This is a genomic window from Methylobacterium sp. E-005 (genome assembly GCF_022829725.1).
Classification (GTDB): Bacteria; Pseudomonadota; Alphaproteobacteria; order Rhizobiales; family Beijerinckiaceae; genus Methylobacterium.
The window spans coordinates 13194-30563 of record NZ_JAKSYG010000192.1 but is presented as its reverse complement, the minus strand read 5'-3'; the positions used below and the strand labels follow the sequence as shown (position 1 = coordinate 30563).

General features: G+C 69.1%; 20 protein-coding genes. 5 read left to right on the top strand and 15 right to left on the bottom strand.

Going from position 1 to position 17370, the window contains the following annotated elements; all coding sequences use genetic code 11:
- Positions 1–153: 153 nt before the first annotated feature.
- From pcaD to catC, 3 genes are read right to left on the bottom strand one after another with little or no spacing between them, the layout of a single operon-like run.
- Positions 154–945, bottom strand: a complete 792-nt coding sequence (gene pcaD, locus MKK88_RS21770; RefSeq protein WP_244003401.1) for a 3-oxoadipate enol-lactonase — start codon at positions 943–945, stop codon at positions 154–156.
- Positions 946–960: 15 nt separating this feature from the next.
- Entirely contained in the window at positions 961–1257 is a 297-nt protein-coding gene (locus tag MKK88_RS21765) for a YciI family protein (RefSeq protein ID WP_244003399.1), read from the bottom strand.
- Between the two features lie 12 nt (positions 1258–1269).
- A complete protein-coding gene (gene catC / locus MKK88_RS21760; RefSeq protein WP_244003397.1) occupies positions 1270–1554 on the bottom strand; it encodes a muconolactone Delta-isomerase in 285 nt (94 codons plus the stop codon).
- Positions 1555–1747: 193 nt separating this feature from the next.
- Here catC and MKK88_RS21755 point away from each other — a divergent pair, with 193 nt between their 5' ends.
- A complete protein-coding gene (locus MKK88_RS21755) occupies positions 1748–2803 on the top strand; it encodes an enoyl-CoA hydratase/isomerase family protein (RefSeq protein ID WP_244003395.1) in 1056 nt (351 codons plus the stop codon).
- A gap of 167 nt (positions 2804–2970) precedes the next feature.
- Here the strand turns inward: MKK88_RS21755 and MKK88_RS21750 are convergent, their stop codons facing one another.
- The 4 genes from MKK88_RS21750 to MKK88_RS21735 are packed head-to-tail and all read right to left on the bottom strand — an operon-like array spanning position 2971 to position 7499.
- The gene (locus tag MKK88_RS21750) at positions 2971–4662 is read right to left on the bottom strand and encodes a methylmalonyl-CoA mutase family protein (RefSeq protein ID WP_244003393.1); all 1692 of its coding nucleotides are present in this window, start codon (positions 4660–4662) and stop codon (positions 2971–2973) included.
- Positions 4659–5636: a methylmalonyl Co-A mutase-associated GTPase MeaB gene (gene meaB, locus MKK88_RS21745; RefSeq protein ID WP_244003391.1), complete on the bottom strand. Its 978-nt coding sequence runs from the start codon at positions 5634–5636 to the stop codon at positions 4659–4661. The genes MKK88_RS21750 and meaB overlap by 4 nt, the downstream gene beginning before the upstream one ends.
- Positions 5633–7081: a phenylacetate--CoA ligase family protein gene (locus MKK88_RS21740; RefSeq protein ID WP_244003389.1), complete on the bottom strand. Its 1449-nt coding sequence runs from the start codon at positions 7079–7081 to the stop codon at positions 5633–5635. The genes meaB and MKK88_RS21740 overlap by 4 nt, the downstream gene beginning before the upstream one ends.
- A gap of 10 nt (positions 7082–7091) precedes the next feature.
- Positions 7092–7499 (bottom strand): cobalamin B12-binding domain-containing protein, encoded by a 408-nt coding sequence (locus MKK88_RS21735; RefSeq protein WP_244003387.1) that lies wholly within the window; start codon positions 7497–7499, stop codon positions 7092–7094.
- A 128-nt stretch (positions 7500–7627) separates the two neighbouring features.
- On the opposite strand from MKK88_RS21735, the gene MKK88_RS21730 reads away from it, so the two are divergent.
- The gene (locus MKK88_RS21730) at positions 7628–9334 is read left to right on the top strand and encodes a thiamine pyrophosphate-binding protein (protein WP_244003385.1); all 1707 of its coding nucleotides are present in this window, start codon (positions 7628–7630) and stop codon (positions 9332–9334) included.
- An 11-nt stretch (positions 9335–9345) separates the two neighbouring features.
- On the opposite strand, the gene MKK88_RS21725 is transcribed toward MKK88_RS21730, so the two are convergent.
- Complete coding sequence (locus tag MKK88_RS21725) at positions 9346–10650, bottom strand: MFS transporter (protein ID WP_244003383.1); 1305 nt, start codon at positions 10648–10650, stop codon at positions 9346–9348.
- A 266-nt stretch (positions 10651–10916) separates the two neighbouring features.
- On the opposite strand from MKK88_RS21725, the gene MKK88_RS21720 reads away from it, so the two are divergent.
- Positions 10917–11573 (top strand): GntR family transcriptional regulator, encoded by a 657-nt coding sequence (locus tag MKK88_RS21720; RefSeq protein ID WP_244003381.1) that lies wholly within the window; start codon positions 10917–10919, stop codon positions 11571–11573.
- A 36-nt stretch (positions 11574–11609) separates the two neighbouring features.
- Here MKK88_RS21720 and MKK88_RS21715 read toward each other — a convergent pair whose 3' ends face one another.
- The 4 genes from MKK88_RS21715 to MKK88_RS21700 form a co-directional block, all read right to left on the bottom strand.
- Positions 11610–11915: a hypothetical protein gene (locus MKK88_RS21715; protein WP_244003379.1), complete on the bottom strand. Its 306-nt coding sequence runs from the start codon at positions 11913–11915 to the stop codon at positions 11610–11612.
- Positions 11916–12069: 154 nt separating this feature from the next.
- Positions 12070–12330, bottom strand: a complete 261-nt coding sequence (locus MKK88_RS21710) for a hypothetical protein (protein ID WP_244003377.1) — start codon at positions 12328–12330, stop codon at positions 12070–12072.
- A 115-nt stretch (positions 12331–12445) separates the two neighbouring features.
- Complete coding sequence (locus tag MKK88_RS21705) at positions 12446–12847, bottom strand: cupin domain-containing protein (RefSeq protein ID WP_244003375.1); 402 nt, start codon at positions 12845–12847, stop codon at positions 12446–12448.
- 193 nt (positions 12848–13040) lie between these two features.
- The gene (locus MKK88_RS21700) at positions 13041–13313 is read right to left on the bottom strand and encodes a hypothetical protein (RefSeq protein ID WP_244003373.1); all 273 of its coding nucleotides are present in this window, start codon (positions 13311–13313) and stop codon (positions 13041–13043) included.
- Positions 13314–13852: 539 nt separating this feature from the next.
- On the opposite strand from MKK88_RS21700, the gene MKK88_RS21695 reads away from it, so the two are divergent.
- On the top strand, positions 13853–14281 hold the full coding sequence (locus MKK88_RS21695; RefSeq protein ID WP_244003371.1) for a MucR family transcriptional regulator: 429 nt from the start codon (positions 13853–13855) through the stop codon (positions 14279–14281).
- A 107-nt stretch (positions 14282–14388) separates the two neighbouring features.
- A complete protein-coding gene (locus MKK88_RS21690) occupies positions 14389–14814 on the top strand; it encodes a GFA family protein (protein WP_244003369.1) in 426 nt (141 codons plus the stop codon).
- A 61-nt stretch (positions 14815–14875) separates the two neighbouring features.
- Here the strand turns inward: MKK88_RS21690 and MKK88_RS21685 are convergent, their stop codons facing one another.
- The 3 genes from MKK88_RS21685 to MKK88_RS21675 all read right to left on the bottom strand — a co-directional run bounded on the left by MKK88_RS21685 (position 14876) and on the right by MKK88_RS21675 (position 17364).
- Complete coding sequence (locus MKK88_RS21685; protein ID WP_244003367.1) at positions 14876–15196, bottom strand: cytochrome c; 321 nt, start codon at positions 15194–15196, stop codon at positions 14876–14878.
- An 11-nt stretch (positions 15197–15207) separates the two neighbouring features.
- Positions 15208–16413 (bottom strand): molybdopterin-dependent oxidoreductase, encoded by a 1206-nt coding sequence (locus MKK88_RS21680; RefSeq protein ID WP_409566691.1) that lies wholly within the window; start codon positions 16411–16413, stop codon positions 15208–15210.
- A 291-nt stretch (positions 16414–16704) separates the two neighbouring features.
- The gene (locus tag MKK88_RS21675; protein ID WP_244003365.1) at positions 16705–17364 is read right to left on the bottom strand and encodes a carboxymuconolactone decarboxylase family protein; all 660 of its coding nucleotides are present in this window, start codon (positions 17362–17364) and stop codon (positions 16705–16707) included.
- Positions 17365–17370: the final 6 nt, after the last annotated feature.

Sequence of the window (17370 nt, the reverse complement as noted above, 5' to 3'; positions counted from 1 at the left end):
AGCGGAGGCCTCGAAGGAGCCCTCCAGACAGCTCAGCGATCCCTGGAGCCCTCCTTCGAGGCCCGCTGCGCGGTCACCTCAGGATGAGAGGATGGGTTGGACGGTCATCCTCGAATAGGCCTCCTGCCTGGACCATCGCGATCGGGCACGGCTCTACGACCCACGCGCTTCGCCGAAGAACCCAAGCAACGCGGCGTTGAAGCGCTCGACATCCTCCAAGTTCGTCAGGTGGGCGCCGCTCAACTCGCGATACTGCGCACCGGGGATGTGGTCGGCCAGAAAGCGGCCCTCAGCCGGCGGCGTCGACAGGTCGTGCGTCCCGGCGATCACGAGCGTCGGCACGGCGATCCGCGAAAGGTCGGCGCGGAAATCGGCATCGCACACCGCCAAGCAGGCCGCCGCGTAGCCCTCAGACGCCGTGGCGGACAGCATCTGCCGCAGGCTTGCGGCCAGCTCCGGCTTCGCCGCCGCGTAGTCCGCCGTCAGCCAGCGCGACGCCACCGCATCGGCGATGCTGCCGACGCCGTCGGCTCGGACCGCCGCGACCCGATTGGTCCAGTTCTCGGGGGGCCCGATGTAGGCGGCCGTGTTGCACAGGGCGAGGCGGGCCAGCCGTTCCGGATGGTTCAGGGCGAGCCATTGCCCCGTCAGGCCGCCCATCGACACGCCGGCGAAATGCGCCCGGCCGAGACCGAGATGGTCCAGCAGGCCGATCACGTCCCGGCCGAGCTGGGCGATCGTGTAGGGCCCCGGCGTGACCGCCGACTGCCCGTGCCCGCGGGTGTCGTAGCGGATCAGGTGGAAGCGGGCTGCCAGGGGCTCGACCTGCGGCGCCCACATGTCCAGCGCCGCGCCCAGCGAGTTGGACAGCACGAGCGCCGGGTTCGCCGGGTCGCCCTCCGCCCTGTAGTGCAACCGGACACCGTCCAAGTCGGCAAAAGCCATCAGCCGCCTCCCGTTTCAAAGAAAGCTTTTGCCGTCGAGATAGGCCTTGCGCCAGCGCCGGATCTCGACCCGCTCGAAGAGATCCACCTGAAAGAACGGATCCGCCTGGATAAGCGCCTCGGCCTCGGCGCGGGTCTCGACATCCACGACGTAGAGGCCTCCGCCCGCGTCGCTCCCGTCGTCGTTCAGCTTCGCGCCGCAGGCGAGCAGGCGCTTTTTGATCCGGTCGAGATAGGCGAGATGCTCGGTGCGGTTCGCCTTGCGGATTTCGAGGCTGCCGGGCCTGTCGAAGGTCTCGATGATGTAGGGCATGGTGCCGACCTCTCAGTTGGCCGCGATGGCCGAGGGATGCTGCGCCAGCGGCGTGACCTGAATCGCCATGTACGGGTACAGGGGCAGCGCCGTCAGCAGATCGTGGAGTTCGTCGTTCCCGGCGACGTCGAACACGCTGTAGTTCGCGTATTGCCCGGCGACGCGCCACAGGTGCCGCCACTTTCCATCATGCTGCAGCTTTTGCGCGAAGGCCTTCTCCTCGACCTTCAGGCGGTCCGCCTCCGCCTTCGGAAGGCTCGCCGGAATGTTGACCTGCATGTGGACCATGTAAAGCATCGGGTGTGTCCTCTGCCGACCGGGTTGATCGATGCCGTAGCCGATGAGGACGCGCAGCTTGAGCGCCCCACGGACAGGATCCGGTACGGTCGGGCTTGATTGTTCCGTCCCGCCTCTTCGTTGCCGCGGCCCGGATGCGCGCCTATTCAACCACCCCATCAATCCACAGTGAAACGGCGGGATGCGTCCGACGATGACCGAACCTGCGACCGACGAAGTGCTGTTCGAGACGCGCGGTGCCCTCGGCCTCGTGACGCTGAACCGGCCCAAGGCCCTGAACGCCCTGACGCTCGGCATGATCCGGGCGATGCAGGACCAGCTCCGGGCCTGGGAGACCGATGAGCGCGTGACGCGTGTGGCGGTGCAGGGCAGCGGCGGCCGGGCCTTCTGCGCCGGCGGCGACGTCCGGCGCATCTACGAGGCCGCCAAGGCCGGGCAGACCCAGGCGATGTTCGAGATCTGGCGCGGCGAGTACGAGCTCGTCGCCGCGATGGCCCGCTACCCAAAACCCATCGTCGCGCTGATCGACGGCATCGTCATGGGCGGCGGCGTCGGCATCTCGGTGCACGGACCGGTCCGGGTGGCGTCCGAGTCCTATGCCTTCGCGATGCCGGAGGTCGGGATCGGCTTCATCCCGGATGTCGGCACCACGGCGCTGCTGCCGCGCCTGCCGGGTCGTAGCGGCACCTATCTGGCCCTGACCGGATCCCGGATCGGCGCGGGCGACGCCCTCGCCCTGGGGCTCGCGACCCATGCGGCGCGCGCCGCCGATTTCCCCGCGATCGTCGATGATCTGGCGGCGGGCGTCGCGATCGCGCAGGCCGTGGCTGCCCATGCCGCGCCCGCGCCGGAGGCGGGACCGGTGATCCGGGAGGCCGGCCTGATCGACGCGTGCTTCTCCGCCGACAGCGTCCAGGCCATCCTGGACAGGCTCGATGCGGTCCCGGATACGGCGTTCGCCGCCGAGACCGCGCGCACCATTCGCCTCCGCTCGCCGACGAGCCTCAGCCTCGCCTTCGAGCAGATGCGGCGCGGGGCCAGCATGACCGTGCCGGAGGCGATCCGGACGGAGTACCGGCTGGTGACCCGCATCATGCGGGGGCACGATTTCCACGAGGGCGTGCGCGCGGTGCTGGTCGACAAGGACAATCGCCCGGCCTGGCAGCCGGCGACCCTCGACGCCGTCGATCCGGAGGCTATTCGGGCCGCTTTCGAACCCACAGGCGAGACCGAGCCGAGCTTCACCTGAGGGAACCCAGTTCCGATTGCTTTCGCTCACGGGACCCATCGGCGATGCGGCCTTCGTCAGATGGGGCGCGGGTCCCCCCCCGAGCGGCAGAGGGAGGGCGTCGCGTTCGCCAAGTTTCGTTTGCGCTTCAATCGTGTGGATCGCCACGGCGCCGTCCGCAGATCGGATCAGAACACCGGCGTCTCCCGATACGTCCCCCACACACCCTTCAGCGTCTCGATGATGTCGCCCATCGTGGCGCCCGAGCGGACCAGCTCGATGGTGATCGGCAGGATGTTCTGGCTCGGGTCCTTCGCGACTTCCACCAGTTGCTGCAGCAACAGGTCGAACTTCACCGGGTCGCGCTCCTGCCGCACGCGGCGGGTGCGGGCGCATTGCCGGTCGGCGGTGGACTGGTCGTAGGGGTGGGTCTCGATCTTCGGATCGGGCGTGTCGTCCACGAGGCGGTTCACGCCGATCACCGGCTTCTCGCCGGTCTGCTTCCGGATCGCGGTCTCGTAGGCGAAATCCGCGATGTGGCGCTGGAACCAGCCCTCCTGGATCAGCTTGAGCGTGCCACCGCGCTCCTCCACCTCCCGGAGGATCTCGAAGATGCGGGCCTCGTACTCCGTGGTCAGGCTCTCGACGTAGTAGCAGCCGCCGAGCGGGTCGATCACCTGGGTGACGTTGGTCTCCTCGGCGATCACCTGCTGGGTGCGCAGGGCCATGCGCATCGCGTCCTCGGTGGGGATCGCGAAGGCCTCGTCGTAGCCGTTGGTGTGGAGCGACTGGCAGCCCCCGAGCACGGCGGCCAGCGCCTGCATCGAGGTGCGCACCACGTTGACCATGTATTGCGGCTTGGTCAGCGAGGCCGCGGCGGTCTGGCAGTGGAAGCGCAGGCGCATCGAATCCGGGTTCTGCGCCCCGAACCGCTCCTTCATGATCTTGGCGTAGCAGCGCCGCAGGGCCCGGAACTTGGCGACCTCCTCGAAGAAGTCGGCCTGGCAGACGAAGAAGAAGGCGAGCCGCGGCGCGAAAGCGTCGACCGGCATCCCGGTCTTGAGCACCTCCTCGACGTAGACGATCAGGTTCGCCAGCGTGAAGGCCGCCTCGTGGAGCGGCGACGAGCCGGCTTCCGAGATGTGATAGCCCGAGATGTTGATCGGGTTGTACCGCTTCATGGTCTTGGCGCAGTAGGTGATGCAGTCGCGCACGATCCGCACCGACGGCTCCACCGGGAAGATGTACTCCTTTTGCGCCATATACTCCTTGAGGATATCGGCCTGGATCGTCCCCGAGAGCTTGTCCAGATCGTAGCCGCGCTTCTCGGCCAGCACGATGTACATGGCGAGCAGGATCCAGGCGGACGGGTTGATGGTCATCGACACGGAGATCTTCTCCAGGTCGATGCCGTCGAACAGCGCCTCCATGTCGGCGAGCGTGTCGATCGCCACGCCTTCGCGCCCGACCTCGCCCTCGCTCATGGGATGGTCGGAATCGTAGCCCATCAGGGTCGGCATATCGAAGTCGGTCGAGATGCCGGTCTGGCCCTGCGCGATCAGGTACTTGAAGCGCTTGTTGGTGTCCTCGCCGGTGCCGAAGCCCGCGATCTGGCGCATCGTCCAGTTCCGCGAGCGGTACATGGTCGGGTACGGGCCGCGGGTGAACGGGTAGCGGCCGGGCAGGCCGATATCCTCGATCGGCGTCTCGGCGGCGTCGGCCGCCGTGTAGACGCGCTTCACCGGGATGTCGCCGAGGGTGAAGAACTCGGGCTTGCGCTCGGCCTGCTTCTTCAGGAAGGCGTCGACCTCCTTCTGCTCCCACTCGGCCTCCTCCGAGCGCAGCGCCTCGACGGTCTTGCGGTCGATCAGGCTGGTCATGTCGATGCTCCGGATGCGCGCGGCGCGAGCGCCTGTTCGAGGAGGTCCGTGGCAAGCCCGTAGGGGTCGCCGTCGCGGGTGCTGAGGCGGTCCGCCAGCGGCCCGGCGACGGAGGCCGCGCCGCGGGTGAAGCGCTCGATCAGCAGGGTCTCGGCGGTCTTCTCCAGGCGGAAGCGGGCGATGGCTTGGCGGCGCTGCGCCCCCGTCTCGGTCTCGAAGGCGACGCGGCGGTGGTTGTCGATCGCCGTCATCAGGGTCTCGAAGCCCTCGCCCTTGTAGGCGGACAGGCCGATCACCGGAACGCGCCACGCGGCCTGGCGGGCGGTCAGCGCGCCGAGGGTGAGCATCTGCTTGAGGTCGGTGAGCGTGCGGTTGGCGTCGCTGCGATCGCATTTCGACACCACGTGGATGTCGGCGATCTCCAGGATGCCGGCCTTGATCGCCTGGATCTCGTCGCCGAGCCCGGGGGCCGAGACCACGATCGTCGTGTGCGAGGCCCGGGCGATCTCGACCTCGTCCTGGCCGACGCCCACCGTCTCGATGATCACCGTGTCGAAGCCCGCGACATCCAGGATGTCGACGGCGTCGAGCGCCGCCCGGGCCATGCCGCCCATGGCACCGCGGGTCGCCATGCTGCGGATGTAGACGCCCGCGTCGCAGACATGGTCGGCCATGCGGATCCGGTCGCCCAGGATGGCGCCGCCCGAATAGGGGCTCGACGGGTCGATCGCCACGACGCCGACCTTCTGGCCCGCTTTGCGCAGATGGGCCGTGAGCGTCGCTACGAGGGTCGACTTGCCGCTGCCCGGCACGCCGGTGAGGCCGACGACGTGCGCGCGCCCCGCCCGGCGGTAGATCTCGGCGAGGGCGGGCCGCGCCTCCGGCGAGCCGGCCTCGGCCCGGGATATCATCCGCCCGATCGCCGGCACGGCGCCGGCCGCCACGCGCTCCACGAGGTCGCGGGAGGGGGTCACGCGGCCCCCCGCGCGGCGCCTTGGTCGGCGATCTGGGCGTGCATGTCGCGGAACACCGCGCGGTCGTCGATCACCCGGCGGGCCTTGAAGTCGGTGCGCGGCAGGGTGTTGGGGGCCAGGATCTCGGCCTGGGCGCGCAGGCCCAGCATCTTCTGCAGCCGGTGGCAGGCGTCGCGGCGGAACGCCTCGACGGCCTCGGGACCGCGGGCGAACACGGCGTCATCGGCCTCGACGCGCAGCAGCAGCTCGTCCATCGCCGCCTGGCGGCTGATGACGATCCGGTGCTCGCCGCCATAGCCCGCGGTCTCGTTGAGGGCGGCGTCGATCTCGCTCGGGTAGACGTTCTCGCCGCGGATCGTGAACATGTCGTCGATCCGCCCGAAGATGCCCTGCGGCAGGCTCGGATAGGTCCGCCCGCACGGGGTCGGGTCGTTGGTCCAGAGGGTGAGGTCGCCCGAGGCCAGCCGGATCATCGGCTGCGAGGTGCGCTCCAGATGCGTGTAGACCGGCGTGCCGCGGCTGCCGTAGGGCACCCGGCGCATCGTGGCCGGGTCGCAGACCTCGGTGTAGACCACGTCCTGCCAGCAGAGCATGCCCTCGGTCTCGGCGGTGCCCGAGACGTTCATGAACGGCGACATCTCGGCCATCGAGCCGCAATCGAACACCTTCGCGTTGAAGGCCTCGGCGATGCGGTCGCGCACGCCCGGGATCGAGGCGCCGGGCTCGCCCGAGAAGAACATGATGCGCAGGCCGAAATCGCGCGGGTCGAGCCCCTCGTCGCGGGCGACCTCGGCGAGGTGCAGGGCGTAGGTCGGGGTGCCGTAGAAGGCCGCGGGCTTCAGGCTCGCGAGCCATTGCGCGCAGCGGGCGGTCATGCCGGGCGCGCCGGCCCCGAACGGGAAGGATTTCGCACCCAGGCGCTCGGCGCCGGCCAGCGCCCCCCAGCTGCCCATATACAGGCTGAGGATGGCGGCCACGCACACCATGTCGCCCGGCCGGATGCCCATGCCCCACATGATGCGGGCATGGGCGTTGGCGATGGCGTTCCAGTCGTTGCGGCCGATCGCGAAGGCGGTGGGCCGCCCGGTGGTGCCGCTCGTGCCATGGATGTGGAAGATCTCGCGGTCCGGCACGCAGAGATAGTCGCCGAAGGGCGGGGCCGCGTTCTGCGAGGCGCGCAACTCCGCCTTGGTGACGACCGGCACCCGGTCCTCGAAATCCTCCAGGCTCTTCAGCTGATCCGGATGGAAGCCGGCCTCGTCCCAGCGGCGGCGGTAGAACGGCGCGGTGGCGTAGGCGTAGGCGCAGACCTCGCGCAGGCGGCCGAGGATCGCGGCCTCGCGCTCGCCCGCCGGCATGGTCTCGCGCCGGGGGAACCAGTAGCGGCTGCCCTCGGCGGGAAAGTAGCTGTCGTCGTAGGCGGTGGGGAAGGTCCAGGCTTCCATGGCCGCCTCCTCAACGTTCGCCGCGCTCGGCCACCAGCCGGCGCAGGGTGTTGACGATGACCTCCGGCGGGGTGTCCTGCAGCAGGACCTCGCGCACGCCCATCTCCTTGATGGCCGCGACGTCCTCGTCGGGCATCACGCCGCCCGCGATGACGATCAGGTCGTCCGCCTGCTGCTCCGACAGGAGCCTGAAGATCTTGGGGAAGACCGTGAGCTGGACGCCCGACAGCAGGCTGACGCCGAGCACGTCGACATCCTCCTGGATCGCCGCGGTGACGACCTCCTCGGGGGTGCGGTGCAGGCCCGAGTAGATCACGTCCATGCCGGCATCGCGCAGAGTCCGGGCGACCACTTTCACACCGCGGTCGTGACCATCGAGGCCGACCTTGGCCAACAGGACGCGGATCGGCTGGCTCATCCCCTCGGCCCTCGCTATTGAATTCCGAACTCCGTATACCGTTGGTAGGATCGTGCCGGTTTGCGGTCAAGAGTGAACTTATATTGCAGCGCGGCGAGACCGGGGCCGGGCATGCGAGGGAGGGTCTCATGGCGAGCGAGAGCCGCGCCGCATCCGTGATCGCCGCGTTCCTGCGCAGCCACGGCATCGCTCGGGTCTACGGACTCTGCGGCGGCCACATCATGCCGATCTGGATGGCGTTGGACGCAGCGGGCATCCGCATCGTGGACGTGCGCGACGAGCGAGCGGCCGTCCACATGGCGCAGGCCGAGGCCGAGGTCGCGGGCGGCTTCGGGGTCGCGCTGGTCACCGCGGGGCCGGGCCTCACCAACGCGATCACCGGCATCGCCAACGCGCATGTCTCGCGCACGCCGGTCCTCGTGCTCTCGGGCACCCCACCCCGGGCGCAGGAGAACCGGGGCGCCCTGCAGGACCTCGACCACGCCCGGCTCGTCGACCCGATCACCCGCTATGCCCGCACGGTGCGGGAGCCGGGCCTCCTGCCGCAGGAACTCGCCGAGGCGGTCGCCCGGGCCCTCGGCGAGGGCGGCGATCCGGGGCCGGCCTATCTCGACGTCCCAACCGACGTGCTCCGGGCCCCGGTGCCGCCGCCACTGATGCTGCCCGAACTGATGCGCCAGCGCAGCCCGGCCCGGGCCCATCCCGATCCGGACGCGATCGGCCATGCCGTCGATCTGCTGCTGGCGGCGAAGCGGCCCCTTGTGATCAGCGGACGGGGCGCGCGCGAGGCCGACCCGCAGCTCATCGCGTTCCTCGACCGCCTCGGCTGCCCCTATCTCGATACCGGCGAGAGCCGCGGCCTGGTGCCGGACGACCATCCCGCGGTGATCGCCTCGATGCGGGGCCGGGCCATGCAGGAAGCCGATCTCGTGGTCACCGTGGGACGACGCCTGGACTTCCAGCTCGCCTACGGCTCGCCGGCCGTATTCGGCGCGGCGCAGTTCCTGCGGATCGCGGGCGCCCCCGGGGAGCTGCGCGACAACCGCCCCGGCACCGCCATCCTGGCCGATCCCGGCGCCACCCTGGCGGCGCTCACGCGCGCAATCGGCGACCGCGCCCCTTCCCTCGACCGCGCCTGGGCAGACGCCCTGCGCGACGGCCACGCCGCGCGGGCCGAAAAACTCCGGGCGCAGTCCCGGACGGCCCCGGATGGGTCGGACGGGTTCATGCATCCGAACCGCCTGCTCGCCGCGATCCAGGAGGCGGCCGGGACGGAGGCCGTGCTGGTCACGGATGGCGGCGACTTCCTCAGCTTCGCCCGGGTCGGCCTCTCGGCCCGGACGATGCTCGATCCCGGTCCGTTCGGCTGCATCGGCGTCGGCGTGCCCTACGGGATCGCGGCGGCGCTCGCGGCCCCCGACCGCAACGTCGTGGTCGCCACCGGGGACGGCGCCTTCGGCTTCAACGCCATGGAACTCGACACCGCGAAGCGCCACGCCGCGCCAGTCCTGTTCGTGGTGGCCAATAACGGCGCGTGGCAGATCGAGGTCCACGATCAGACCGTCACGCACGGGCGCGTGGTCGGCACGCGACTCCAGCGCGCCGATCATGCCGCCCTGGCGCGTGCCTTCGGACTGCATGCGGAGCGGGTGGAGCGGGCCGAGGATCTGCCGGACGCCCTCACCCGGGCGATGGCCAACCGCCCTGCCCTGCTGGACGTGCTGGTGACCACCGAGGCCGTGTCGTCGGATGCCAAGAGCGGCCTGGCCTGGGTGCCCGATCTCCAGCCCCTGGAGGCCTGGGACCGGGCCGAGCGGGCCTGGCGGGAGAGCTGAGCGGGTCCCGCTCAGCGGTTCACCAGCTTTGCCGGGTTGAGGAAGACCAGCGCGGCGCCGATCACCAGCATGGCGCCCAGCACCATCACCCCCTGCCCCGTGCTGCCGGTGGCGTCCTTCACCCAGCCCAGCAGGTAAGGGCTCACGAAGCCCGCGACGCTGCCCACCGAATTGGCGACCGCGAGGCCGGTCGCCGCCGCCGCGCCCGAGAGCACGGCCGGGACCAGGGTGTAGAATTGCGGAATGCAGGTCAGCGTCCCGGCGGAGGCCACCGTGAGGGCCGCCAGCGCCAGGACCGGGCTGTGGGCGACCATCACGCTCGCGATGAGCCCCGCCGCCCCCACAACAGCCGGAACCGCGAGGTGCCAGCGCCGCTCGCGCTGCCGGTCCGAACTCAGGCCGACGATGAACATCGTCACGAAGGCGCCCGTGTAGGGGATCGCCGTGAGGAGGCCGACGGTCAGCGGATCCTTGACGCCGCTGTCCCGGATGATCGAGGGCAGCCAGAAGCTGATCCCGTAGAGGCCCATCGTGAAGAAGAAGTAGGTGCCGCTGAGCAGCCAGATCCGGCCGCTGGTCAGGCCCTCGCGGGCCGAGTGCAGCGGCTTGTCCCGCGCCTCGGCGGCGATGTCGGTGGTGATCCGCTCCTTCTCGGCCGGGGTGAGCCACGTCGCCGAAACCGGGTCGTTGTCCAGGCGGATCAGGCACCAGAGGCCGAGGGCGGTGGCGAACAGCCCCTCGATCAGGAACATCCACTGCCAGCCCTGGAGCCCGGTGGTGCCGTGGAAGGCCGTCATGATCCAGCCCGAGAGCGGCCCGCCGATGATCCCCGAGAGCGGGATCCCGGCCAGGAACAGCGCCGAGGCCTTGCCGCGGTGGGAGGCGGGGAACCAGACCGTCAGGTAGTAGATGATCGCCGGGATGAAGCCCGCCTCCGCCACGCCGAGCAGGAAGCGCAGCACGTAGAAGCTGGTTGGCGAGGACACGAACATCATCGCGGCCGAGATCAGCCCCCAGGTGATCATGATCCGCGAGATCCAGTAACGGGCGCCGACCCGCACCATGATGATGTTGCTCGGGATCTCGAACAGGGCGTAGCCGAGGAAGAACACGCCGGCCCCGAGGCCGTAAACGGTCTCGCTGAACTTGAGATCGCTCAGCATCTGCAGCTTGGCGAAGCCGACATTCACCCGGTCGAGATAGGCGGCCACGTAGCAGACTAGCAGGAACGGCACGACCCGCCGGAGCACGCGCCCGTAGAGCGCGTCGCGATCCGACAGGCCGGCGACGGGGTTCAGCGTGAGACCGCTCGACATGACGTCCTCCCTGTCGATCACAGATCTTTTTTCGGAGTTCGGCGTCTTCGCGCCGATTCGATATCGCGGCCGCGGTTTGCAGCAGCCGGCCTGACGAAGACTGCTTTCATGCTTCGAGCCGGTGGCGTTCCGATCCCGAATGCATCCCCGTTCGCGGCGATTAGCGAACACGGAATTCAGTACACGGAACTCAGCGTGCAGACCGCTTGCGATTCTGTCAAGCGGACCGGATACCGTTCGCGGAAGAGCGGGCGGGAGTTTTGGGCGTGCAGTCACTCGAACCGTCGACGAGCCTCGTCGACCAAGCCTACGCGGTGATTCTCGACGCCCTGTGTGACGGCACCTTCAAGCCGGGCGAGCGCCTCACGCAGGACGACATCGCCGCCCGGCTGAGCGTCTCCCGCCAGCCCGTGACGCACGCGCTGGCGGTGCTGAAGGCGCAGGGCTTTCTCGTCCAGTCCGGGCGCCGGGGGCTCACCGTCACCGCAGTGGAGCCCGAGTTCTTCGAGGCGATCTACCAGTTCCGCTCCGCGGTCGAACCCTTGGCAGTGAGCCTCGCGGCGCAACGCCTGAGCAAGAGCGCCATCGTGCGCGGCCGGTCCCTGGTCGAGCACGGCCGCAACCTCGTGGTGGCGGGCGATGCCCGGGCCACTCTCCAGGCCGACATGGATTTCCATGCCTTCCTGTACGAACTCTCCGGCAATCCGATCATCGGAGAGACCATGCGGCTGCACTGGCTGCACCTGCGCCGCGCCATGGGACAGGTGCTGCGCTACCCGGGCATGTCGATCAGTGTCTGGCAGGAGCACAGCCGCATTCTGGAGCGGATGATCACCGGTGACGCCGAGGGCGCGGCCGATCTCATGCGCCGCCACGTCGTGGACGCCTACGAGCGGGTGCGGATCGCGCCGGCTACGCCTTGAATACGCGCTGGCGTCATGCGGGCCGCGCGGATGCAATCATGGCCGGGTCGAGCGCGCGGGCCGCATGTTCCGATGGTGCCGGCGATGAACCCGGGGCGGTGGCGCGACCAGCGGGGGCGCTGCGACGGTCGGCGGTGCAACGACCCCGTCATGGGCCGCAACGACGCGCCGGGCCTCCTCGACGCTCATATCGCAGGCGCTCGTCATCCCCTGAAGCGCCCCGAGGGCGCGATTGTACTCGGGCAGATTCGTGCATCCGGGAACGCCCCAGGCCCAGGCTGGAGCCGGGGCGGCGCCCATCAACGCCAGAGTGACGCCGGCCAGACCCATCCTGAGTGACACGTCCATCCTTCCGAGGCCGGGACTGAATCCTCAGATCCCACCGCGTGCCAAGCGACGACGCCCGCAATCGGTTCGCCGGTCCAGCTCCGGATGCGGCGTTTGTAATCACCCCGATGCGCCAGGCTCCGGCCCGATAGCCCCGGAGGGCCGACGTTCAGGCGGCCTGGAGCAGCGTGCGGGGCTGGGAAAAGGCGAACTCACGCCTGTAGAAGTATACGCCGCAGTTCCGCATGGCCTTGTTGGCGTCATCGACGTCGAAGCCGAACGGCTTGTCCCGCGACGTGTCGATGCAGTTCAGATAACGCCACTGCACACCGTCGATCATCCGGGGGATCGGCTGATCCTGACGGACGGCACAGAAAAGCTGGGCATCGGACGACGTGGCGAAGATATAAAAGGTCTTCCGCGCGCACATCGGAACCTCCAAAGCATTTTGGGGTGTATCTATGACGCAACGGTCAAGTTTAAACCTGATTCGAGATCAATCGTCAAGCTTATGCCACATTCCCGCCACGAATGGGGCACGCCGGTCATTCGGCAGCCTCCTGAAGGGGCCTGCCCCTGTCGACGACGTAGACCGACAGGATCTTGACGGTCCTGTCGCCGACCACCGTGTAGCCGGCATGGGGGACGCCGCGCGTGTTGATGCCGCGCTCGCCAGACGGCCGTTCCTTTGGCTCCTGACCCGGCCCCTGTTGCACGAGGCCGCCCTCGATCACGTAGTAGGCCTCTTCGCCGTTATGGACGTGCCGGCGCGAGGTCGCCCCCGGCGGGATCTCGACCAGTTGCATGACGATCTCACGGCTCGCGTCGCCCGACACTGGCTGACGGCCGAGTTCAGTCCGCCTGACCTCCTGGGCGGAGGCGGCGCCGGCAACCGACAGGGTCGCCGCTGCGATCAGGCATTTCCGGGCAAGTGGATGGCGCTTCATGTCGTTCTCCCCGGTTGTCCTCTGATTTCAAACATCATGACATGGCGCAGCTTGACCGTGGAGAGCCGTTTCCGGGATACCGGTTACAGTTGTGATGGCTGCTTCATACCGCCCGATGCTGGAGCGGCTCACAGGTCTTGTTGCGACGTGCTTTCGTGCGCCGAACCAGCATTACATCCCGGCAAAGAGCGTCCTAGAGACAGCCGATGCGTCGCAGGGCGCCGATCAACTTTCGGCCGACGCGGTAGCCGTTGAGGGATTCGGACCCGAGAATCTGGACGGTCTCGGTCTCCGCGGTCCGGCCGTAGAGGAACAGATGAAAGTTCGGCTCCTGTTGCTCCGGCGACGTGGAACTGACCTGACCGCAGAACGCGATGTCGTGGCCGGTCTCAACCGTCATCGGCCGGACCTTGCGGAAGCGGACGAGGGGCGCTCCCGGAAACTCGGCGGCGACCCGGGCCTGCATCTCCGCTTCGGGCGGCGCGCCGCGTTCAGGGCCACCCGGGGAGATCAGCCCGAACGTGTCCTGGGCGCAAACAGCGGGGGATGACAGCAGAAGCACGAGGAGCGGCGCGACCCGCTGGCCGGCATGCCCTTCGCCCGCTCGGGCGCGGGACCGGGCCCACGGCCGAAACCGGGCTGATGCCGTCTCTTCGGCTCGTGGATGCGAGGACAGCGGATCCGCTCCCGGCAGAGACTTTGCAATACACGGCGGATACGATTTGATCACGAAGTTTTCCCGCGCGAAAGCGTCCGCGGGCAAGGGTCCACATCGAGCTGGCGCGATCCCGCACGATCCGGTTTGGATCTTATGCGGCTCCAGATCGCGCGGCAGGGCCGCACCCCAGCGCGCAGTCACGCTCGGATGGCGCGCTGTCGGGCGTACCCGGAACTGCGTCGCGTTGGGCACGCAACACGAGCCTGCCCCCCGTCACGGCCCTGCGTGTTGACTCGGCCTATTGTATGAGTATCTCCCATTTGTATGCGTTATCAGGGGAGTTTACGATGAATCCGGACGAAGCGAGTGCGTCTCAGACTGAAATTCAGCACGCAATAGACAGCTTCACGGTACGCCTCGTTGCGGCGTATGTCTCGAGCAACACCGTCCCGCCGTCCAGCGTGCCGCCGATCCTGACGAGTGTGCACGCAGCGCTGACGGCCCTTGTGCAGCCGGCTGGCCCTGCCACGCCCCTGTCCGATCGGCCGACGCCGGCCGAGATCCGCAAATCGGTCCAGCACGAGGGCCTGACGAGCTTCATCGACGGGCGCTCCTACAAGACCCTGAAACGACACCTCAAGGCCCATGGCCTGACGCCGGATCAGTATCGCACGCGCTACGGTCTGCCGACCGATTACCCGATGGCCGCCCCCGGCTACGCGGCGCGGCGCTCGGAGATCGCGCGGGCGGTCCAGTTCGGACCCAGTCCGTCCTGAAGTTGCACGTGAGGTAATCTCACACAGCGCGTGCAAAGACCTGAATTGTCCGGTGTACGGCCCGACGCTACGCTCGCTTCGACGTCAGACGACGGGGTCCGGGCGACATGGATACCGATACGAACCTACGCACCGGTCAGTGCCATTGCGGCGCGGTGCGGTTCGATGTGGCACTCAGCGACGGCTTCCGGTCGATCCGGCGCTGCACCTGCTCGTACTGCCGCATGCGCGGCGCCGTCGTCGCCATGGCGGAGGCGGGCGGGATCCGGATCCGGCAGGGCGCGGAGGCTTTGACCTCCTATCGCTTCCACACCGGCGCGGCCGAGCACTTCTTCTGCTCCCGCTGCGGAATCTACACCCACCATCAGCGGCGGTCCGACAGCATGCTTCATGCGGTCAACGTGGCGTGCCTGGAGGGGGTCAGCCCGTTCGATTTCGAGGCCGTGCCCGTGATGGACGGCATCAACCACACGAACGATACCGGTCTGCCGACACGCCGCGCGGGGACGCTCCGCTACACGCCCGTCGATTGAGCCGTCGGGTGCTCCGCGGATCCCGAGAACGCGGATGAGCAGGACGGTGGCGGCCGTCCCGTCAGTAGGTCGCGCCGAGATAGGCCGCGATGGCCTTGGCCTGCTGTTCCTCGATCGGCGCGCGGTAGACCTTGACCATCTTGGCGACCTCCGCGTCCCAGAAAGCCTGCCCCTTCTTGGGCGGCTGCATGGCGACGTAGTCCGCCGAGTGGCAGGTCATGCAGGTCTCCTGCGCGGCCTGGAATCCGGCCGCGTGGCCGGCATCCGGGGGGGCCTTGAACTGCGCGGTCGGCTCCGGCAGCGCGTAGGTCTCTGGGGCGGCGAGCGCGGCCGTCCCGGCAAGCGCGAGGCAGAGGGCGGGCAACGCGGTGAAGCGGGGCATGTCGATCTCCCTCAGGCCGCCCGCACGCGGGTCGTCTCGACGACGTTGCGCATGTAGCCGGCCGGGTTCCAGCGCGACTCCATCGGCTGCGTGCCGCCGTCGTTGCCGGTCGCCCGGACGCGCAGGGCATGCGGGCCCGGCGCCAGATCGGCCTCGGCGGTCCAGGCGCGGAAGGCGTAGCGGCCGAGATCCTGGCCGAGCCGGGCCGGGCTCCAAGTCCTGCCGTCGTCGGCGGAGACCTCCACCGCCTTGATGCCCGATCCGCCGTCGAATGCGATGCCGCGCAGCGGCACGCGGCCGGCCTTCACCTGCGTGCCGTCCGCGAGATTGGTCACGAAGGAGCGGACGTTGAAGCGGCCGATCGGCACGGTCCTGTCGGGCGCCTTGCCGGGCTCGGTGCAGGCACAGGCATTGTCGGGGATGCGGTAGGCGCTCGTCATCCAGGAGCCCTCGAAGGGCGTGTCGAGCACCGTGATGGCGTTGAGGTGCTTGACCCAGTAGGTGCCGTAATAGCCCGGCACCACGAGGCGCAGCGGGAAGCCGTTGAGCCAGGGCAGGTCCTGTCCGTTCATGCCCCAGGCCAGCATGACCTCGCCGTCGTTCGCCTGATCGAGGGGAAGGGCCTTGGCGAAGTCGGGCGTCTCCGGCAGGACCGGCCCGTCGAGCCCCCCGAACGACACCTGCACGGCCCCGGCCTTTACGCCGGCCTTGTCGAGGACGCTCTTCAGCGGCACGCCGGTCCAGCGGGCACAGCCCATCGCGCCGTTGGCGAGCTGGCCGCCGGCGATCCGCGGCTCGAAGAAGCCCCGGGAATTGCCCGAGCACTGGTTGACCGCCGCGATCTCGGTCCATCCCGGCAGGGCCTTGAGCTCCGCCAGGGACAGATCGAGGGGCCGCTCGACATGGCCCGTCACCGCGACGCGGAACGCCTGCGGGTCGATCTCCGTGGGGATGTCGGCGAGGTGATAGCGGACGAAGAACGCGTCGTTGGGCGTGATCGCGCCCTCGTCGAACACCGCGAACGGCGTCTCCAATTGCGGGGGGCGGGCCGTCATCTGCAGGAGCGGCCGCTTGCCCGGATAGGCCACGAGCCGCCGCTCGCCGTTGCCGAAGGGCAGCGTCGCGGTCTCGTCCGCCCTCGCGCGGAGCGGCGCCAGGGCCCGGCTGCCCGCGCCTGCGGCCAAAGCCGCCAGAAGACTCCGCCTGTCCATTGTCATCAGCCACTCTCGCGTCGCGGGCGCCTCACGCTTGAGCCGCGACCGGGAGGGCGTCAAGCCGCCGCCCGGCTCAGGCCCTGACGCTCTGTACCGGTTCGGTTTCCGCACCAGATCGTGGCCGGCGCCGCGCCGGTCGAGAGTACCGCAATGGCCGCGCCGGGTCAGAGGCCCGACAGGCCCAGCCGCTACCGCCGCGGCACTGAGGCTGCGTGCGCCGGTCCCGCGGGGGCGGCCCGCTCGGCCGTGCGGGTCTAAGCGTGCGCCCCGCTCGACCCCTCGGACCGTGTTCACCTACCGTTCGCCGGGCTTGAACGGCGGCTCCTTGCCGGGCGGTACGCCCTCCTCGGCCATGCTCAGCAACATGGCGACCGACACGTAGGTGCCGGTCAGCGCGGTCAGGTCGACGACGCCCTGCTCACCCAGCACCGCCTTGGCCCGCGCGAAGGTCTCCTCCGAGACCGCATGCTGCGTGGAAAGCTCCATGCAGAAATCATACACGGCGGCCTCGTCGGGCTTCATGCCCTCCGGTCGCTTGTTCGCCTTGAGGTCCGCCGCAACCTGTTCGGAGAGCCCGGCCTTGAGGGCCAGGGGCTCGTGGGCGAACCACTCCACCTGCGAGCGCCACAGCCGCCCCTGGATCAGGATGGCGAACTCGTTCAGCCGGGTCGGCACGGAGGTGTGCCAGCGCAGATAGTCGAGCAGGTCGTATAGCCGCTGCGCCATCTCGGGGCTGCGGATCATCGGATTGTAGGGGCCGGCCAGCCCGACGCTCGAGATCTTCAGGATCTTCTCGCCGAGCGGACGTTGGGCGGGTGTGAGCTGCTCCAGAGTCAGCTGCGGGAAACGCGGATCGTGCGCCCCCGCCCCGCGCGCGCCCTGCGCGGCCAGCCAGCCCCCGCCCGCCGCGACGACGGCCACAGCCGCAATGCCCCAGGTCCCGAGCCTGCCCATCGCCGA

Coding starts and splice junctions, on each gene's coding strand:
- MKK88_RS21695 (WP_244003371.1), top strand. CDS start 13,853: ATGAATCCGGACGAAGCGAGTGCGTCTCAGACTGAAATTCAGCACGCA.
- MKK88_RS21740 (WP_244003389.1), bottom strand. CDS start 7,081: ATGGAAGCCTGGACCTTCCCCACCGCCTACGACGACAGCTACTTTCCC.
- MKK88_RS21725 (WP_244003383.1), bottom strand. CDS start 10,650: ATGTCGAGCGGTCTCACGCTGAACCCCGTCGCCGGCCTGTCGGATCGC.
- MKK88_RS21730 (WP_244003385.1), top strand. CDS start 7,628: ATGGCGAGCGAGAGCCGCGCCGCATCCGTGATCGCCGCGTTCCTGCGC.
- catC (WP_244003397.1), bottom strand. CDS start 1,554: ATGCTTTACATGGTCCACATGCAGGTCAACATTCCGGCGAGCCTTCCG.
- MKK88_RS21680 (WP_409566691.1), bottom strand. CDS start 16,413: ATGACAATGGACAGGCGGAGTCTTCTGGCGGCTTTGGCCGCAGGCGCG.
- MKK88_RS21765 (WP_244003399.1), bottom strand. CDS start 1,257: ATGCCCTACATCATCGAGACCTTCGACAGGCCCGGCAGCCTCGAAATC.
- MKK88_RS21750 (WP_244003393.1), bottom strand. CDS start 4,662: ATGACCAGCCTGATCGACCGCAAGACCGTCGAGGCGCTGCGCTCGGAG.
- MKK88_RS21755 (WP_244003395.1), top strand. CDS start 1,748: ATGACCGAACCTGCGACCGACGAAGTGCTGTTCGAGACGCGCGGTGCC.
- MKK88_RS21700 (WP_244003373.1), bottom strand. CDS start 13,313: ATGCAGGCCCGGGTCGCCGCCGAGTTTCCGGGAGCGCCCCTCGTCCGC.
- MKK88_RS21735 (WP_244003387.1), bottom strand. CDS start 7,499: ATGAGCCAGCCGATCCGCGTCCTGTTGGCCAAGGTCGGCCTCGATGGT.
- pcaD (WP_244003401.1), bottom strand. CDS start 945: ATGGCTTTTGCCGACTTGGACGGTGTCCGGTTGCACTACAGGGCGGAG.
- MKK88_RS21675 (WP_244003365.1), bottom strand. CDS start 17,364: ATGGGCAGGCTCGGGACCTGGGGCATTGCGGCTGTGGCCGTCGTCGCG.
- MKK88_RS21705 (WP_244003375.1), bottom strand. CDS start 12,847: ATGAAGCGCCATCCACTTGCCCGGAAATGCCTGATCGCAGCGGCGACC.
- MKK88_RS21685 (WP_244003367.1), bottom strand. CDS start 15,196: ATGCCCCGCTTCACCGCGTTGCCCGCCCTCTGCCTCGCGCTTGCCGGG.
- MKK88_RS21710 (WP_244003377.1), bottom strand. CDS start 12,330: ATGTGCGCGCGGAAGACCTTTTATATCTTCGCCACGTCGTCCGATGCC.
- MKK88_RS21690 (WP_244003369.1), top strand. CDS start 14,389: ATGGATACCGATACGAACCTACGCACCGGTCAGTGCCATTGCGGCGCG.